Below are 15,376 nucleotides of genomic sequence, written 5' to 3'. Positions count from 1 at the left end.
GAGTGCCGTGGGATGGCGGCTTATTTCTTCGTGACCTGGCCGTCGTGCGCGACGCGGCAGGCGGCGACGATGTCGTCCTCGAGGTCGATCTTCAGGCCGCCCTCCTTGGTGACGATGAGCTTGAGGAAGTCGAGCACGTTGCGCGCATAGAGCGCCGATGCGTCGGCCGCCACCAGCGCCGGAAGATTGGTTTCGCCGACGATGGTCACGCCGTGCTTGACCACCGTCTGGTCGGCTTCGGACAGCGGGCAGTTGCCGCCGACGCCCTCGGGGCCCTTGCCGGCGGCGATGTCGACGATCACGGAGCCGGGCTTCATGGCCTTGACCATGTCCTCGGTGATGAGCGTAGGCGCCGCGCGGCCCGGGATGAGCGCGGTGCTGATGACGATGTCGGCCAGCGCCACGCGCTTGGCCACTTCGACCTGCTGGCGCGCGAGCCAGCTCGCGGGCATGGGCTTGGCATAGCCGCCGACGCCGACCGCAGCTTCCTTTTCTTCGTCGGTGTCGTAGGACACCTCGATGAACTTGCCGCCGAGCGATTCGATCTGCTCCTTGACACTCGGGCGCACGTCGGAGGCTTCGATCACGGCCCCCAGGCGCTTGGCAGTGGCAATGGCCTGCAGGCCCGCCACGCCCACGCCCAGGATGACCACGCGCGCCGCCTTCACGGTGCCGGCGGCGGTCATCAGCATCGGGAAGAAGCGCTGGTACTTGTCGGCCGCGATCATCACGGCCTTGTAGCCCGCGATATTGGCCTGCGAGGAAAGCACGTCCATGCTCTGGGCGCGGGTGGTGCGCGGTGCGGCTTCGAGCGCGAAGGCCGTGAGGCCGGCCGTGGCCAGGCGCTGCAGGCCCACGGCATCGAAGGGGTTGAGCATGCCGATGACCACGGTGCCGGGCTTCATGAGCGCGGTTTCGGCGTCGCTGGGCGTGCGCACCTTGAGCACCATGTCGGCCGCGAACGCGGCGTTCATGTTGACGATCTCGGCACCGGCGGCTTCGTAGGCGGCATCGGTGACGCTGGCTGCGATGCCCGCCCCCGACTGCACGCGTATCGCGTGGCCCGAAGCGACCAGTTTCTTCACCGTCTCGGGCGTTGCGGCCACACGGGTTTCGCCAGCCGTCGTCTCGGCAGGCACGCCTATCAGCATAGAGATCTCCTCAGGGCAAGGGCAATACGGGAATGCGGGCAGAGCTTACAGCAAGATTACGGCGCCGCCGTCGCCTAAATCCACCGCCTGTTCACCTCTTGATGACCGTAGTCATTGCATGTGTAGCTATATAAATGGTAGCGAAGCCATCGCATCGGACCGGCGCACCCGGGCATTGGTTGTTTCCCGGCACCGGATCTCCGCAGGCTGGGTGCCCCGGCCGCCACGCACCTGCGCCCGCCACCCTCTTGCGGCCAATAAGCACGTATTTGTTTGCAATTGCTCTCAACTGCTAGAAAGATACGTTCATTTCGTGCATTAGTTGCGCGAAGGCTTTTTCCCGAAGACGCAGATAGATACACTTCTTTCACTCAAAAGCCCGCAGAGGCAAATTCGGCAGGAAGAAGGGGATGGAATGCGTATTGCGATACTCGATCACGAAGCCGATCAGCTTCAGCTGATCACCCAAGCGATGTCGGGGCTCGGCCACGAATGTCACTCGTACACAGAAGGGCACGCCTTGCTCCAGGCGCTGCGCCGGCAAACCTTCGATCTTCTGATCCTCGACTGGCACCCGCCGGACATCCGCGGCATCGAGCTCGTGAAGACCGCCCGCAACGAGCTCCGAAGCCGTGCGCCCATTCTTTTCGTGACCACGACGCGCGACGAGACCGACGTGGTCGAAGGGCTCAATGCGGGTGCCGACGACTTCATGGTCGCGCCGGTTCGCGCCACCGAACTCGAAGCCCGCGTCGGCGCGCTGCTGCGCCGGTCCTATCCCGCGCAGCACGAGGCGGAACTGGTTTTCGGCCCCTATCACTTCTACCCGCGCGCGCGGGTCCTCAAGGTGAATGGCGCACAGGTCGAGTTGAAGAACCGCGAATACGCGCTCGCGCTGTTCCTGTTCCAGAACCTCGGCCGGCTGCTGTCGCGCGAGCATCTGCATGAGGCGGTGTGGGGCGCTGGCGCGGCGGCCCTGTCGCGGTCGCTGGACACCCACGTCTCCCGCCTGCGGACCAAGCTCGGCCTGGGACCCGCGAGCGGCTTCCTGCTGCTGGCCATCTACGGCCTGGGCTACCGGCTGGAGACGGTCGAGCCGAACACACTGCCGGAAAGCCTCACGCGCTGAGGAGCTTTCAATCCGCGGGGAATCTCCGCCGCGATACGGGCTCCAAACGGCTTTGGGTCTCCTGGGGGCCTCACAAGGAGCGAAGTCGATGAAAGTTCTCACGAGGCTGCTGCTGGCCGCCGTACTGTGCCGGGGCGTCTTCGGCACGGCCGCCGCGCAGGATGTGGAAGCCAGCGACATGGTGCAGGGCGGCATGCGGGCCGTCCAGATGATCGACCAGGGCAAGACCGAGGAACTCTGGGACGGTGCCACGTCCGCAACCCGCAAGCGCATCGCGCGCACCGACTTTGCCGCCAAGGTTTCCAGGAGCCGTTCGCCGCTGGGCGCGCCCTTGCAGCGGACCTGGGTGGCGCTCAACCGCCAGGCCGTGGCCGACCCTGATTCCGAAACGGCCGGCCAGTATGTCAGCATCGAGTACGAGACCCGTTTCAGCAACAAGCCGGATGGCACCCTGCGCGAACTCGTGAGCTTTCATCTCGATCGCGACCGCATCTGGCGCTTCAGCGGCTACGTGCTGCGCTAAAGTGCCCGAGACAATGACCAACCCGCGCTGGAAACCCAATGTCACCGTGGCCGCGGTGATCGAGCAGGACGGCCGCTTCCTGCTGGTCGAGGAGCACACGGCCCAGGGGCTGCGGCTCAACACCCCGGCGGGACACCTCGACCCCGGCGAATCGCCCGTCGAAGGCTGCGCCCGCGAAGCCCTCGAGGAAACCGCCCACGCCTTCACGCCCACCGCGCTGATCGGCATCTACATGGCGCGCTCGAGCCATCGCACGGGCAGCAAGGAAGACGTGATCTACCTGCGCTTTGCCTTTGCCGGCACACTCGGCGCGAAGGAAGCAGGCCGAGCCCTCGACGAAGGCATCGTGCGCACGGTCTGGATGAGCGCCGACGAAATCCGCGCCAGCGTGCCGCGGCACCGCAGCCCGCTGCTGCTGCAGTGCGTCGAAGACCACCTGGCCGGCAAGCGGTATCCGCTCGAGCTGATCCACGTGCACGAATCGCTGCGCTGACGGCTGGCTCTGGTGGGCCGGCCTCAGGCGCTCAGACGATGACCCCGCCGCCAAGGCAGCGCTCGCCGTCGTAGAGCACGGCCGATTGCCCCGGCGTGACGGCCCATTGCGGCTCGCCGAAGCGCAGGCTGAAGCTCGCCGCGTCGCCGCTTTCTTCCAGTTCGCAGGCGGCGTCGCCTTGGCGGTAGCGCGCCTTCGATCCATAGCGGCCGGGCGCGGGCGCCTCGCCCGAAACCCAGCTCGCATCGCCGGCCGCCAGCGCCGGGGACAGCAGCCAGGGATGGTCGTGGCCCTGCACCACCCAGAGCGTGTTCTTCTCGATGTCCTTGCGTGCCACGAACCACGGCGAATGGTCGCCCGAGCCGCGCTGCGCGCCCTTCTCCTTGACGCCGCCGATGCCCAGCCCCTGCCGCTGGCCCAGCGTGTAGAAGCTCAGGCCCTGGTGCTCGCCGAGCTTGCGGCCGCGGTCGTCCTTGATGGGGCCCGGTTCCTTCGAGATGTAGCGGTTGAGGAACTCGCGGAACGGCCGCTCGCCGATGAAGCAGATGCCGGTGGAATCCTTCTTCTTCGCGTTGGGCAGGCCGATCTCTTCCGCGATGCGGCGCACCTCGGTCTTGTGCAGTTCGCCCACGGGAAACAGCGTCTTCGACAACTGCGCCTGATTCAGCCGGTGCAGGAAATAGCTCTGGTCCTTGGAAGGGTCGAGCCCCTTGAGCAGTTCGTGCCGGCCCGTGGCCTCGTTCAGCCGCACGCGTGCGTAGTGGCCGGTGGCGATCTTCCCGGCGCCCAGGCGCATCGCATGGTCGAGGAAGGCCTTGAACTTGATCTCGGCGTTGCACAGCACGTCGGGGTTGGGCGTGCGGCCGGCCTTGTATTCGCGCAGGAACTCGGCGAACACGCGGTCCTTGTAGTCGGCCGCGAAGTTGACGTGCTCGATCTCGATGCCCAGCACGTCGGCCACGCTGGCGGCGTCGATGAAGTCGATGTTCGACGAACAGTATTCGCTGTCGTCGTCGTCTTCCCAGTTCTTCATGAAGATGCCGACCACCTCGTGCCCCTGCTGCTTGAGCAGGTGCGCCGTGACCGCGGAATCGACCCCGCCGCTCAGTCCCACCACGATCCGTTGCTTTGCCATAAGCCCGCCATTGTCCCAGCCCCGCGCCCGGGCGGCCGGCGTGGGGGAATCAGCCCTGGCTGCGCAAGCCGGCCAGCAGTTCGTAGGAGCGCAGCCGCGCCGCGTGGTCGAACACCTGCGAGGTGATCATCAGCTCGTCGGCGCCCGTGCGCTCGATGAAGGCCTGCACGCCTTCGCGCACGCGGGCGGGCGAGCCCACGGCCGAGCACGACAGCACCGAGTCGAGCAGCGCGTTCTCGGCCGGGCCGACCTTCTGCCGATAGCCCTCGACCGGCGGCGGCAGGCGCCCCGGCCGGCCGCTGCGCAGGTTCACGAAGGCCTGCTGCCATGACGTGGCGCGGAATTCGGCCTCTTCGTCGGTGTCGGCCACGAACACGTTGAAGCCCAGCATCACATGGGGCTTCTGCAGCTGCGCCGACGGCTTGAAGGTCTCGCGGTAGATCTGGATCGCCTGCATCAGCTGCTGCGGCGCGAAGTGCGAGGCAAAGGCGTAGGGCAAGCCCAGGTGCGCGGCCAGCTGGGCGCCGAAGGTGCTCGAGCCGAGAATCCACACCGGCACCTCGAGCCCCGCGCCCGGCACCGCGCGCACGGGCTGCTGCGGTGCCTTGGACATGAAGTCCATGAGCTCGACCACGTCCTGCGGAAACTGGTCGGCATCGGATTCGAGGTTGCGGCGCAGCGCGCGCGCGGTGCGCTGGTCGGAGCCGGGCGCGCGGCCGAGGCCCAGGTCGATGCGCCCCGGATAGAGCGACTCCAACGTGCCGAACTGCTCGGCGATCACCAGCGGCGAATGGTTGGGCAGCATCACGCCGCCCGCGCCGATGCGGATCGTCGACGTGCCGGCGCCCACGTAGGCGAGCAGCACCGCGGTGGCCGCGCTCGCGATGCCCGGCATGCCGTGGTGCTCGGCCAGCCAGTAGCGCTGGTAGCCCAGCCTCTCCCCGTGCTGCGCGAGCGACAGCGAGTTGCGGAACGACTGCGCGGCGTCGCTGCCTTCGGTGATGGGGGAGAGGTCGAGGATCGAGAACGGAATCATGGGCCGGATGATGGCGCGATCCGGCGATCCCTGCTCGTGCAAGCCATTGCGCGCTCTGCTAGGGCTGCTGACGCGAGGCGGCTACGGGCTTCGCTTGCGCCACTGGCCCAGGTCGGCCTCGATGCGCTCGTTGATGTTGCCGCTCCACTGGGCGCCGAAGCCGGCCGCGCGCAGCAGCTCGACGATGCGCCGGCCGACCGCAATGGTGTTGGCCTCGCGCTGCTCGATCTCGGGAATCATGCCGCCGCTGAACGCCAGGTAGAGGCGGCCGGTGCGCACGGCGGTGTCGAGGTCCTGCGCGTGATAGAAGCAGCAGCCGCGGATGCCCGAGGCGAGCCGGCCCGCGGCGCGCCACTGCTCGCGCACATCGTCGTGGCCGTCGGCCAGCGAGTTGCCGGCGCGGTGCAGCGCAATGATCTTCTCGCTGCGCAGCTGGGCGAAGACTGCTTCGAGCCGGTCGTATTCGGTCTGCGCGGGCCACGAAGCCTCGGCGGCACGCTTGGCGGCGCAGGCGCGCGCCGCCTCGGCCTTGACCCAGGCGCGGTCTTCGGGCGTGAGCTCGTCGGGGTCGAGGTACTCGTCGGTGATCATCCATCCGATATCGCCGTCGGGATGGAAGCCGCACCACGCCAGGCCGTGGATGCGTGCGCGCGTGTCTTCGGGGTCGAGCGTGAGGGCCATGGGTGCGCGGTTCAACCTGCCGGGCGCGCGAAGGCATCGGCTTCGAACCGGCCGGCAGCGTCTTTCAGAACCAGGGTGCAGCTCACGTTACGGGTATTTTGCGGACGGGAAGGCCATCGAACCCGCGGTCGGCCAGCCCTGCCGCGGCGGACACCATCGTACCGGGCCGCAGCCAAAGCCCGGTGTCCGCCCGCGAAGGCGGCCACCGATTTGTAAGGCGAAAGCATTTGCGCGCGTGGCAAATCAACCACGCCGAGCCCGGCCGACCGCCGCCGCGCGTGCGGCCAATGGCAAAAAGCCGGCCCATGCTTTCGCATGGCCGGCTTTGGCGGTTGGCGCTCGCCGAGCGCCCGGGACCGATTACAGCGGCAGTGCGTCGCCGCGGGCAGCAGCGCGGGCTGCGGCACGCACCGTGGCGCGGTCCACCGTGCCGGCAACGATCGGGGCGACGCCCGACGAAGCACCTTCGGCGTACGGATCGGCGCTGCGGGCCGCGACAGCGGCTTCTGCACGAACCGTATCGCGGCTGGCGGACGAAACGAACACCTGGGCCGGGCCCGCATTGGCGCCGGTGGCATACGGGTTGGCGCTGTGCGCGGCAACCACGGCCTGGCTGGCGACATCGGCGCGGCTGGCGGCCGAGGTCAGCTGATGCACGCCTTCATAGGTTTCGGCGTGGGCGGCACCGGCAACGGCCATGAGGGCAACAGCAACGGCGGAGAGGATCTTCGAGGCGGTCATTTGATTTCCTTCAATTCAGTTCAGTTTTGACTTTGGATGATTTCGAACCGGTCTTGGGTGGGTCACCGTCCCGTCGGGGGGCGGCCACCTCGCTCGGGGCCCTGTTCACCCAGATCGGCTTGGGGGCCGGTCTGTGAGATGAATTGTGCGCCGTCTTCTAAGTAAAAACCCTTATCAAAAGGAACCACGGCGTTCACGGAAAGGAAACAATCGCCTCGAAAGCAGGGGCGTTCGATGGCCTTCGCGACTTGGAAAAAACGGCTGTCCGCGTGCGCTGCGGCTAAAGTGGTCGCCCCCAGCCGGTCGCGCAGCGCTTCGGCCGCACACAGCACAAAAGGAACATCCGCCATGGGCGCACAGTGGAAAGCAAAGCACAAGGACCTGGCCGCCAATGCCAAGGGCCGCCTGTTCGGGAAACTGGCCAAGGAAATCATGATCGCCGCGCGCAGCGGCGCCGATCCGGCCTCGAATGCGCGCCTGCGGCTGGTGGTGGAGCAGGCCCGCAAGGTCTCGATGCCCAAGGACACGCTGGACCGCGCCATCAAGAAGGGCGCGGGGCTCACCGGCGAGGCGATGCACTTCGAGCATGTGATCTACGAAGGCTTTGCGCCGCACCAGGTGCCCGTGATGGTCGAATGCCTGACCGACAACGTGAACCGCACCGCGCCTGAAATGCGCGTGCTATTCCGCAAGGGCCAGCTCGGCACCTCGGGCTCGGTGTCGTGGGATTTCGACCATGTGGGCATGATCGAAGCCGAACCTTCGCGTGCCGATGCCGATGCCGAAGTGGCCGCCATCGAAGCTGGCGCGCAAGACTTCGAGCCGGCCGGCGAAGGCGGCGCCACGGTGTTCCTGACCGACCCCACCGACCTCGACCTGGTGAGCCGCGCGCTGCCGGCCCAGGGCTTCACGGTGCTGTCGGCCAAGCTGGGCTACAAGCCGAAGAACCCGGTCGATCCGGCCAGCCTCAGCGCGGAACACCTCGAGGAAGTCGAAGTATTCCTGGCCGCCATCGATGCGAACGACGACGTGCAGAACGTGTACGTGGGCCTGGCGGGCTGAGCCGCCCGCAGCGGCTGCTCTGTTTTTGATGGAGGGTTCCATGCCCAGTCTGGAGAAGGCCGCCACCCGTACGCTCGCCGGCCAGTGCCTCTGCGGGGCGGTCCGCTACACCGTGGCCGACGAGTTTGCCTATGCGCTGAACTGCCACTGCGCCGATTGCAGGCGCGCGACCGGCTCGGCCTTCAAGCCTTTCGCCGGCATCGAGCGGCACAAGCTGGCCATTGCAGAAGGCAAGGACGAACTCCTGGTCTTCGGCGAGGAAAACGCCGGCGACATGCACTGCCGCCGGTGCGGTTCGCTCCTCTACTCGGTGGTGCGCGACGGCCTGTTCGTGCATGTGACCCTGGGCACGCTGGCCGACGATCCATCCATTCGCCCGCGCGCGCACATCTTCGTGGGCTCGAAGGCCCCCTGGTTCACGATCACCGATAACCTGCCCCAATACGCGGGCCACGCCGACGCCGGCTGAATCCCGGCCTTGCTACGCCGCCCGCCCGCCGCGCTCGAGCGGCAGCCAGAGCGTGAACAGCGTGCCCCCGGGCCCCGAGCGCCACGAGACCTCGCCGCCGACGGCCTGCGCCCGGCGCTGCTGGTTCTGCATGCCGCGCCCGCCGGCGCCGGCCAAGGCCTTCTCGATGTCGAAGCCCTGGCCGTTGTCCTCGATGCTCACCCGCACGCCGGACGCTCGCGCTTCAGTGCCCACCCGGATCTCGGTGGCGCGCGTATGGCGCAGGATGTTGGCGATGCTCTCCTGCACGATGCGCAGGATGTGCAGCGCGCTGGTCGGGTCCAGCCAGTCCAGCGCCGGCAGCTCCTGCACCTGCCATCGCAGTGCCACGCCCGAGCTCTCGAGCCGCGGACCGAGCCGGTAGCGCAACGTGGCGAGCAGCAGCAGCAGGTCGTCCTCGAGCGGCTCCATCGAGTCGATGGTGAGCTTGAGGTCGTCCAGGCAGCTCTTGAGCATCTGCGAAACCTTGTCCTCGCTCATGCTGCCGCCCTCCACGGAGCGGATGGCGCTGATCAGCGAAGAGCCCAGGCCGTCGTGCATGTCCTGCATCAGGCGCTGGCGCTCGTCGCTGATGGTTTGCTTCTTCTCGACCTCGCGCAGCCGCCGGTGGCTGAGCTCGAGTTCGGCTTCGCGCGCCGCAAGGCGTTGGGCCAGGCTGGCGTTGACCCGCTCCACCTCGGCAATGGCATTGACGTAGCGCCGGTACATCAGCACCCCGAAGACGCTGAACGTGACCGCGTTGGTGTAGGCGCCCAGGTACCAGCCCTCGGGGCTCACGAAGTTGTTCTGCAGCAGCCAGTCGGACACGCCCAGCAGCACGCACACGCCGATGCCCACGGCCACCAGCCGCCCCTCGCTGGAGCGGCGCCAGGCGCTGACGCCGCCCACCAGCGCAACGGCGACCCCCATGAGTGCCGCGCCGAGGTAGATCAGCGGCGTGACCTGCGGCGTGTTCCTCAGGATCGCCGGGCCCGGCAGCGTCAGCACGCCGATCAGCACCGTCCACACCACCACCGCGCCGGTCAGCCACTTGAGCGGACGGCCGTGCAGCTGGCGCAGCGCGAAGTGCACCACCGCCACCAGCCAGAACAGGGAGTTGACCGTGAGCCAGGCGAACCAGTCGTTGGCGATCGGAACGCCCACGGAGAAATGCAGGCTGCGCAGGAAGGAGGCGGTCGCCAGGTTGAAGAAGAGCAGGTAGCCGGTCTCGTGGCTGCGCCTGAACCACACGAACAGCGCGAACACGCCCACGGCCATGAAGGCCGCGCTGAGCATGGCCGGCAGCTCCTGCTGGAGCCACTGCCGCATGCGATGGCGGCCTTCCAGCGCTTCGACAGGGCCCAGCCACATCGATGAAACCGCCACCTGCGCGCTTCGCGTGTGTTCCATCCGCACGAGGATCTCGTTCAATGGCGCGTCGTCGGGCATTTTGCCCAGCAACACCCACAGCGGCGTGCGGGTGCTGTTCCACAGCGGGCCCTGCACCTGCGCGCGGTGGACCAGCCGCCCATTGGCATACACCGCAATGGCGCCGTCCGTCTTGATGCGCGCGCCATACAGCGCGAGCGGCGCCGAAGTGGCGGGCAGGCCGCGCGGGGAAAGCCGCAGCCAGGTGATGCGGGTTGCGCCCGTCGATGCGCTGCCATCGGCCTGGCGCAGCAAGGCGATGGGCAGGGCCAGGGGCAGCTCGACCGGCTGCCAGGCGGCCGGCAGGGCCTTGCCGTCCACGGCAAGAGGCAATGCGCGGAAGCCGGGTGCGTCTTGCACCTGCCAATCGGCATGCGTCAGGTGCAGGGCCGCGGTTTCCTGTCCCGCGCCGGTCGTGCTGAAAAACGCGACCATGGCAACCAGCAGCGCCATGGAGACCACGAGCACCCCGTTCGCCCAGAACGAGGCAAGACGGTATCTGGAGAAGTGTTCGCGCAGCCGCGCGTGCAGCAGCCGGCGCGCAAATTCGAGGCTCATGCGAGGCTCATCTGCGTGCAGCCTGCCCGGTCTGGCTCAGGAAAAAACAGCCGGAAGCAGCTGCGTTCCCGGCAAGCCGCGCGGCTGAAGCAGCGATGGAACAGCTTCAGCCACGGTGCGATTCAACTCAGAACGGAATGTCGTCGTCCATGTCGTCGAAGCCCGACGACGACTTGGCCGGAGCCTGGCGCGGTGCCGCGGCTGGAGCACGCGGTGCTGCCGCGGCCGGTGCGCGGGGAGCGTACCCACCGCCACCGCCACCACCAGCGCCTTGCGAGTAGCCGCCGCCACCGCCGCCCTGCGCGCCCTGCGCGCCCTGCGAATAGCCGCCGTCGTCCTCGGGACCGCCCGACGGGCCGCCCTGGCCCTGGCGGCTGCCCAGCATCTGCATCTGGTCGGCGCGGATTTCGGTGGTGTATTTCTCGATGCCGTCCTTGTCGGTCCACTTGCGCGTGCGCAGGCTGCCTTCGACGTAGACCTGCGAGCCCTTGCGCAGGTATTGGCCCGCAATTTCGGCCAGGCGGCCGTTGAAGACGATGCGGTGCCACTCGGTGGCTTCGCGCATTTCGCCGCTTTGCTTGTCTTTCCAGCGATCGGTGGTGGCCACGGTAACGTTCGCAACCTGGTCGCCGCTCGGGAAGGTACGCATTTCGGGGTCGCGCCCCAGATTGCCGACGACTATGACTTTATTGACCGATGCCATGTGCACTGCCCCTGATAAGTAGATGAAGGAGGAGGAAGAGAACCCTAGATTGTGCCCGATGCCGGCCGCCCGGGCGCCGCCGCCGGGCACCTCCGAAGCACCGCCTCCGTCAAACCGCTGCAACCCGCCCGCTCGCCATGACATGCCGCTCGGACTATCATGTCCGGTTGCCCTCGGACGATCGCCCCCTTGAATTCCAAAGCCACTGAAGACTTCGCCGCCGACGAGGAAAGCGCACGCGACGCGAAACGCGAACGCGACACCTACCTCGGCGCGGTGCTTGCGCAGCAGCGCATCAGCATCCGCGGTGCGCGCACCCACAACCTGAAGAACGTCGATCTCGACATTCCGCGCAACAAGCTGGTGGTGATCACCGGCCTGTCGGGCTCGGGCAAGTCGAGCCTCGCCTTCGACACGCTGTATGCCGAAGGGCAGCGGCGCTACGTGGAAAGCCTGTCGGCCTATGCGCGGCAGTTCCTGCAGCTCATGGACAAGCCCGACGTGGACGTGATCGAGGGCCTGTCGCCCGCGATCAGCATCGAGCAGAAGGCCACCAGCCACAACCCGCGCTCCACCGTGGGCACGGTGACCGAGATCCACGACTACCTGCGCCTCTTGTACGCGCGCGCCGGCACGCCCTACTGCCCCGATCACCATCTGCCGCTGCAGGCGCAGACGGTGTCGCAGATGGTCGACGCCACGCTCGCGATCGCCGACGAGCCGCGGCTGATGATCCTGGCGCCGGTGGCGCGCGAGAAAAAAGGCGAATTCCTGGAACTCTTCGCCGAAATGCAGGCGGCCGGCTACGTGCGCTTCCGCGTCGACGGGCAAACCTACGAATACAACGACCTGCCCAAGCTCAAGAAGACCGAGAAGCACGACATCGACGTGGTGATCGACCGACTGCGCGCGCGCCCCGACATGCAGCAGCGCCTGGCCGAGAGCTTCGAGGCCGCGCTGCGGCTGGCCGAAGGCCGGGCGATCGCGCTGGAGCTGGGCACAAGGCCGGAAGGCAGCGCCGATGGCGCTGCGGGCGCGCCCGACAAGGAGCACCTGTTCAACGCCAAGTTCGCCTGCCCGATCTGCCACTACTCGCTGTCGGAGCTGGAGCCGCGCCTGTTCTCGTTCAACTCGCCCGTGGGCGCCTGCCCGAGCTGCGACGGCCTCGGCCATCGCGAGGTGTTCGACCCGGCGCGCGTGGTCGCATTCCCCTCGCTCTCGCTCGCAAGCGGCGCCATCAAGGGCTGGGACCGCCGCAACGGCTACTACTTCAGCATGATCGAGAGCGTTGCGAAGCACTACAAGTTCGACGTCGACGCGCCCTTCGAATCATTGCCCGCCTCGGTGCAGCAGGTGCTGCTGCACGGCTCGGCGGCCGAAGAGATCAAGTTCAACTACACCATGGAGTCGGGCAACTTCGCGGGCAAGAAGCTCACGAAGAAGCATCCCTTCGAAGGGATCATTCCGAACATGACGCGGCGCTACCGCGAAACCGATTCGGTGCTGGTGCGCGAAGACCTCGCGCGCTTTCGCAACCTGCAGCCCTGCCCCGACTGCGGCGGCTCGCGGCTGCGGCCCGAGGCGCGCAACGTGTTCCTGGTCGATGAGTCCGCGCGCCCCGCAGACGGCGGCGAGCCGCCGCGCATGGCGATCTTCGAACTCAGCCACCTCACCTTGCGCGATTCGCTCGCCTGGTTCCAGACGCTCAAGCTGCGCGGCGCCAAGGCCGACATCGCCGACAAGGTGGTGCGCGAGATCGGCCTGCGGCTGAAGTTCCTGAACGACGTGGGCCTCAACTACCTGAGCCTGGACCGCAGCGCCGAGACGCTTTCGGGCGGCGAGGCGCAGCGCATCCGGCTGGCCTCGCAGATCGGCTCGGGCCTGACGGGCGTGATGTACGTGCTCGACGAGCCCAGCATCGGCCTGCACCAGCGCGACAACGACCGGCTGATCGGCACGCTCAAGCATCTGCGCGACATCGGCAACAGCGTGATCGTGGTCGAGCACGACGAGGACATGATCCACGCCGCCGACCACGTGATCGACATGGGGCCCGGCGCGGGCATCCACGGCGGGCGCGTGATGGCGCAGGGCACCTATGCCCAGGTGGCGGCCAACCCCGATTCGCTGACCGGCCAGTACCTTTCCGGCACGAAGAAGATCGAAGTGCCCAGGCGCCGCACCGCCTGGCTGCCGGTCGTGCAGAAGCCCGCCTTCAATGAGGGCAAGAAGGCCTCGCGCTTTCCGGCGAGCCCCGCGGCTGAACGGCGCGCCGCGCGCGAAGCGGCGCACCTGGCCTCGCAGACCGACCTGCAGGAAATCCGCGTGGTCGGCGCCACCGGCAACAACCTGCAGAACGTGAGCGTGGCCTTCCCGGTCGGCCTGCTCACCTGCGTGACGGGCGTCTCGGGCTCGGGCAAGTCGACGCTGGTGAACGACACGCTCTACACCGCCGTGGCGCGCACGCTCTACCGCGCGCACGAGGAACCCGCCGCGCATGAATCGGTCGAGGGCATCGAGTATTTCGACAAGGTCATCAACGTCGACCAGAGCCCGATCGGCCGCACGCCGCGCAGCAACCCGGCCACCTACACGGGCCTGTTCACGCCGATCCGCGAGCTGATGGCCGAGACCAACACCGCGCGTGAACGCGGCTACGGCCCGGGCCGCTTCAGTTTCAACGTGGCGGGCGGGCGCTGCGAGGCCTGCCAGGGCGACGGCGTGGTGAAGGTCGAGATGCACTTCCTGCCCGACGTGTACGTGCCCTGCGAGGTGTGCCACGGCCAGCGCTACAACCGCGAGACGCTCGAGGTTCTGTACAAGGGCAGGAACATCGCGCAGATCCTCGATATGACGGTGGAGACCGCGCACGAGTTTTTGAAGGCCGTGCCCACCATCGAGCGCAAGCTGCGCACGCTGCTCGACGTGGGCCTCTCCTATATCAAGCTCGGCCAGTCGGCCACCACGCTCTCGGGCGGCGAGGCGCAGCGCGTGAAGCTCGCGCTGGAGCTCAGCAAGCGCGACACCGGCCGCACGCTCTACATCCTCGACGAGCCGACCACCGGCCTGCACTTCGCCGACATCGAGCTGCTGCTGAAGGTGCTGCACCAGCTGCGCGACGCGGGCAACACCATCGTCGTGATCGAGCACAACCTCGACGTCATCAAGACGGCCGACTGGCTGATCGACATGGGCCCCGAAGGTGGCGCCGGCGGCGGCACGGTGGTGGGCGAAGGCACGCCCGAGGACATCGCGGCGAACGAGGCGAGCCACACGGGGCGCTATCTCAAGCGGCTGCTGTAGCGGCGCCTGCTTCCTGCACGAATGCGCGCGCCGCGCCACAATCGCGGCCCATGCCTTCCTTCACATCGCGCCAGTTCGTCCTGCTCGTTCTCCTGACCCTTGCATGGGGGTTCAACTGGCCGGTGATGAAGCTCGGCGTGGCGGACTATCCGCCGCTGGGCTTCCGCGCGATCTCGATCTGGCTCGGCCTGCCCGTGCTGGCGCTCGCGCTGGTGTGGATGAAGGTGCCGTTCCGCGTGCCGCGCCGCGCCTGGCCCGAACTCGTTTGGCTGGGCGCCACCAACATGTTCATCTGGCACGCCTGCATCATCCTGGCAGTGAAAGCGCTCTCTGGCGGGCGCGCCGCGATCCTGGGCTACACGATGCCGGTGTTCTCCGCGGTGATCGGCGCGCTGCTGTTCTCGGCCGTGCTCACGCGGCGCTCATGGCTCGGCGTGGGGGCTTGCGCCGTCGGCGTGGGGCTCTTGCTGTGGCACGAGCTCACCGATCTCGCGGGGCGTCCCGGCTACGTGGCGCTGGCGCTGGTGGCGGCCGCGACATGGGCGCTGGGCACGCAGTTGCTGCGCCACACGCGCATCGGGCTTCCGACGCTCACGCTCTCGTTCTGGATGACGGCGATGACCGCGGTGGTGATCAGCGTGCTTTCGCTGATCTTCGAACGCGATCAACTGCGGTGGCCCGGCCCCGTGACATGGGGCTCGATCGCCTACAACGCGGTGCTGATCTTCGGCTTCGCGCATGCGGCGTGGTTCTATCTCGCGCGCGGCCTGCCGCCGGTGGCCTCGACCCTGAGCGTGATGTTCATTCCGGTGCTGGGCGTGTTCAGCGGCGCGGTGTGGCTCGGCGAAGTGGTGCACTGGCAGGACTGGGTGGCCGTGGCGCTGATGATGGTGGCGATTGCCTCCGTGCTGTGGCCAGTTCGCAGCGCCGCCAAGGCCTGAAGAAA

At 67.6% G+C, this 15,376-nt stretch carries 15 protein-coding genes; 7 read left to right on the top strand and 8 right to left on the bottom strand.

Annotated elements, in window-relative coordinates; translation table 11 throughout:
- Positions 1–20 precede the first annotated feature (20 nt).
- On the bottom strand, positions 21–1,151 hold the full coding sequence (locus QFZ47_RS14705; RefSeq protein ID WP_307656331.1) for a Re/Si-specific NAD(P)(+) transhydrogenase subunit alpha: 1,131 nt from the start codon (positions 1,149–1,151) through the stop codon (positions 21–23).
- Between the two features lie 415 nt (positions 1,152–1,566).
- Between QFZ47_RS14705 and QFZ47_RS14700 the strand changes: the two genes are divergently transcribed.
- The 3 genes from QFZ47_RS14700 (at position 1,567) to QFZ47_RS14690 (ending at position 3,296) form a co-directional block, all read left to right on the top strand.
- Positions 1,567–2,280 (top strand): response regulator transcription factor, encoded by a 714-nt coding sequence (locus QFZ47_RS14700; RefSeq protein WP_307658942.1) that lies wholly within the window; start codon positions 1,567–1,569, stop codon positions 2,278–2,280.
- A gap of 88 nt (positions 2,281–2,368) precedes the next feature.
- Positions 2,369–2,803 carry a DUF4019 domain-containing protein gene (locus tag QFZ47_RS14695; RefSeq protein ID WP_307656330.1) on the top strand — a complete coding sequence of 145 codons (435 nt, stop codon included), beginning with the start codon at positions 2,369–2,371 and terminating at the stop codon, positions 2,801–2,803.
- Positions 2,804–2,816: 13 nt separating this feature from the next.
- Positions 2,817–3,296 (top strand): NUDIX hydrolase, encoded by a 480-nt coding sequence (locus QFZ47_RS14690; RefSeq protein WP_307656329.1) that lies wholly within the window; start codon positions 2,817–2,819, stop codon positions 3,294–3,296.
- A 31-nt stretch (positions 3,297–3,327) separates the two neighbouring features.
- Here QFZ47_RS14690 and mnmA read toward each other — a convergent pair whose 3' ends face one another.
- From mnmA to QFZ47_RS14665, 5 genes are all read right to left on the bottom strand, one after another.
- Positions 3,328–4,431 carry a tRNA 2-thiouridine(34) synthase MnmA gene (gene mnmA, locus QFZ47_RS14685; protein ID WP_307656328.1) on the bottom strand — a complete coding sequence of 368 codons (1,104 nt, stop codon included), beginning with the start codon at positions 4,429–4,431 and terminating at the stop codon, positions 3,328–3,330.
- Positions 4,432–4,480: 49 nt separating this feature from the next.
- Entirely contained in the window at positions 4,481–5,467 is a 987-nt protein-coding gene (locus tag QFZ47_RS14680; protein WP_307656327.1) for an LLM class flavin-dependent oxidoreductase, read from the bottom strand.
- An 81-nt stretch (positions 5,468–5,548) separates the two neighbouring features.
- Positions 5,549–6,148 carry a DUF6891 domain-containing protein gene (locus QFZ47_RS14675; protein ID WP_307656326.1) on the bottom strand — a complete coding sequence of 200 codons (600 nt, stop codon included), beginning with the start codon at positions 6,146–6,148 and terminating at the stop codon, positions 5,549–5,551.
- Between the two features lie 360 nt (positions 6,149–6,508).
- Positions 6,509–6,889: a helicase SNF2 gene (locus QFZ47_RS14670; protein WP_307656325.1), complete on the bottom strand. Its 381-nt coding sequence runs from the start codon at positions 6,887–6,889 to the stop codon at positions 6,509–6,511.
- Between the two features lie 62 nt (positions 6,890–6,951).
- A complete protein-coding gene (locus QFZ47_RS14665) occupies positions 6,952–7,239 on the bottom strand; it encodes a hypothetical protein (protein WP_307656324.1) in 288 nt (95 codons plus the stop codon).
- Here QFZ47_RS14665 and QFZ47_RS14660 point away from each other — a divergent pair.
- On the top strand, positions 7,238–7,951 hold the full coding sequence (locus QFZ47_RS14660; RefSeq protein ID WP_307656323.1) for a YebC/PmpR family DNA-binding transcriptional regulator: 714 nt from the start codon (positions 7,238–7,240) through the stop codon (positions 7,949–7,951). The genes QFZ47_RS14665 and QFZ47_RS14660 overlap by 2 nt on opposite strands.
- A 40-nt stretch (positions 7,952–7,991) precedes the next feature.
- On the top strand, positions 7,992–8,420 hold the full coding sequence (locus tag QFZ47_RS14655) for a GFA family protein (RefSeq protein WP_370880578.1): 429 nt from the start codon (positions 7,992–7,994) through the stop codon (positions 8,418–8,420).
- Positions 8,421–8,432: 12 nt separating this feature from the next.
- Here the strand turns inward: QFZ47_RS14655 and QFZ47_RS14650 are convergent, their stop codons facing one another.
- Together QFZ47_RS14650 and ssb are read right to left on the bottom strand one after the other, a co-directional pair.
- Positions 8,433–10,319 (bottom strand): sensor histidine kinase, encoded by a 1,887-nt coding sequence (locus QFZ47_RS14650; RefSeq protein ID WP_307658941.1) that lies wholly within the window; start codon positions 10,317–10,319, stop codon positions 8,433–8,435.
- 232 nt (positions 10,320–10,551) lie between these two features.
- Entirely contained in the window at positions 10,552–11,127 is a 576-nt protein-coding gene (ssb, locus tag QFZ47_RS14645) for a single-stranded DNA-binding protein (protein ID WP_307656321.1), read from the bottom strand.
- 159 nt (positions 11,128–11,286) lie between these two features.
- Between ssb and uvrA the strand changes: the two genes are divergently transcribed.
- Both uvrA and QFZ47_RS14635 read left to right on the top strand, forming a co-directional pair.
- A complete protein-coding gene (uvrA, locus tag QFZ47_RS14640; protein ID WP_307656320.1) occupies positions 11,287–14,430 on the top strand; it encodes an excinuclease ABC subunit UvrA in 3,144 nt (1,047 codons plus the stop codon).
- Positions 14,431–14,480: 50 nt separating this feature from the next.
- Positions 14,481–15,371 carry a DMT family transporter gene (locus QFZ47_RS14635; RefSeq protein ID WP_307656319.1) on the top strand — a complete coding sequence of 297 codons (891 nt, stop codon included), beginning with the start codon at positions 14,481–14,483 and terminating at the stop codon, positions 15,369–15,371.
- The last annotated feature ends 5 nt before the right edge of the window (positions 15,372–15,376 follow it).

The sequence above is a fragment of the Variovorax paradoxus genome (assembly GCF_030815975.1).
Lineage (GTDB): Bacteria > Pseudomonadota > Gammaproteobacteria > Burkholderiales > Burkholderiaceae_C > Variovorax > Variovorax paradoxus_N.
This window is presented reverse-complemented; position numbering and strand designations above follow the sequence as displayed.

Coding starts and splice junctions, on each gene's coding strand:
- QFZ47_RS14705 (WP_307656331.1), bottom strand. CDS start 1,151: ATGCTGATAGGCGTGCCTGCCGAGACGACGGCTGGCGAAACCCGTGTG.
- QFZ47_RS14700 (WP_307658942.1), top strand. CDS start 1,567: ATGCGTATTGCGATACTCGATCACGAAGCCGATCAGCTTCAGCTGATC.
- QFZ47_RS14695 (WP_307656330.1), top strand. CDS start 2,369: ATGAAAGTTCTCACGAGGCTGCTGCTGGCCGCCGTACTGTGCCGGGGC.
- QFZ47_RS14690 (WP_307656329.1), top strand. CDS start 2,817: ATGACCAACCCGCGCTGGAAACCCAATGTCACCGTGGCCGCGGTGATC.
- mnmA (WP_307656328.1), bottom strand. CDS start 4,431: ATGGCAAAGCAACGGATCGTGGTGGGACTGAGCGGCGGGGTCGATTCC.
- QFZ47_RS14680 (WP_307656327.1), bottom strand. CDS start 5,467: ATGATTCCGTTCTCGATCCTCGACCTCTCCCCCATCACCGAAGGCAGC.
- QFZ47_RS14675 (WP_307656326.1), bottom strand. CDS start 6,148: ATGGCCCTCACGCTCGACCCCGAAGACACGCGCGCACGCATCCACGGC.
- QFZ47_RS14670 (WP_307656325.1), bottom strand. CDS start 6,889: ATGACCGCCTCGAAGATCCTCTCCGCCGTTGCTGTTGCCCTCATGGCC.
- QFZ47_RS14660 (WP_307656323.1), top strand. CDS start 7,238: ATGGGCGCACAGTGGAAAGCAAAGCACAAGGACCTGGCCGCCAATGCC.
- QFZ47_RS14665 (WP_307656324.1), bottom strand. CDS start 7,239: ATGGCGGATGTTCCTTTTGTGCTGTGTGCGGCCGAAGCGCTGCGCGAC.
- QFZ47_RS14655 (WP_370880578.1), top strand. CDS start 7,992: ATGCCCAGTCTGGAGAAGGCCGCCACCCGTACGCTCGCCGGCCAGTGC.
- QFZ47_RS14650 (WP_307658941.1), bottom strand. CDS start 10,319: ATGGCGCTGCTGGTTGCCATGGTCGCGTTTTTCAGCACGACCGGCGCG.
- ssb (WP_307656321.1), bottom strand. CDS start 11,127: ATGGCATCGGTCAATAAAGTCATAGTCGTCGGCAATCTGGGGCGCGAC.
- uvrA (WP_307656320.1), top strand. CDS start 11,287: ATGTCCGGTTGCCCTCGGACGATCGCCCCCTTGAATTCCAAAGCCACT.
- QFZ47_RS14635 (WP_307656319.1), top strand. CDS start 14,481: ATGCCTTCCTTCACATCGCGCCAGTTCGTCCTGCTCGTTCTCCTGACC.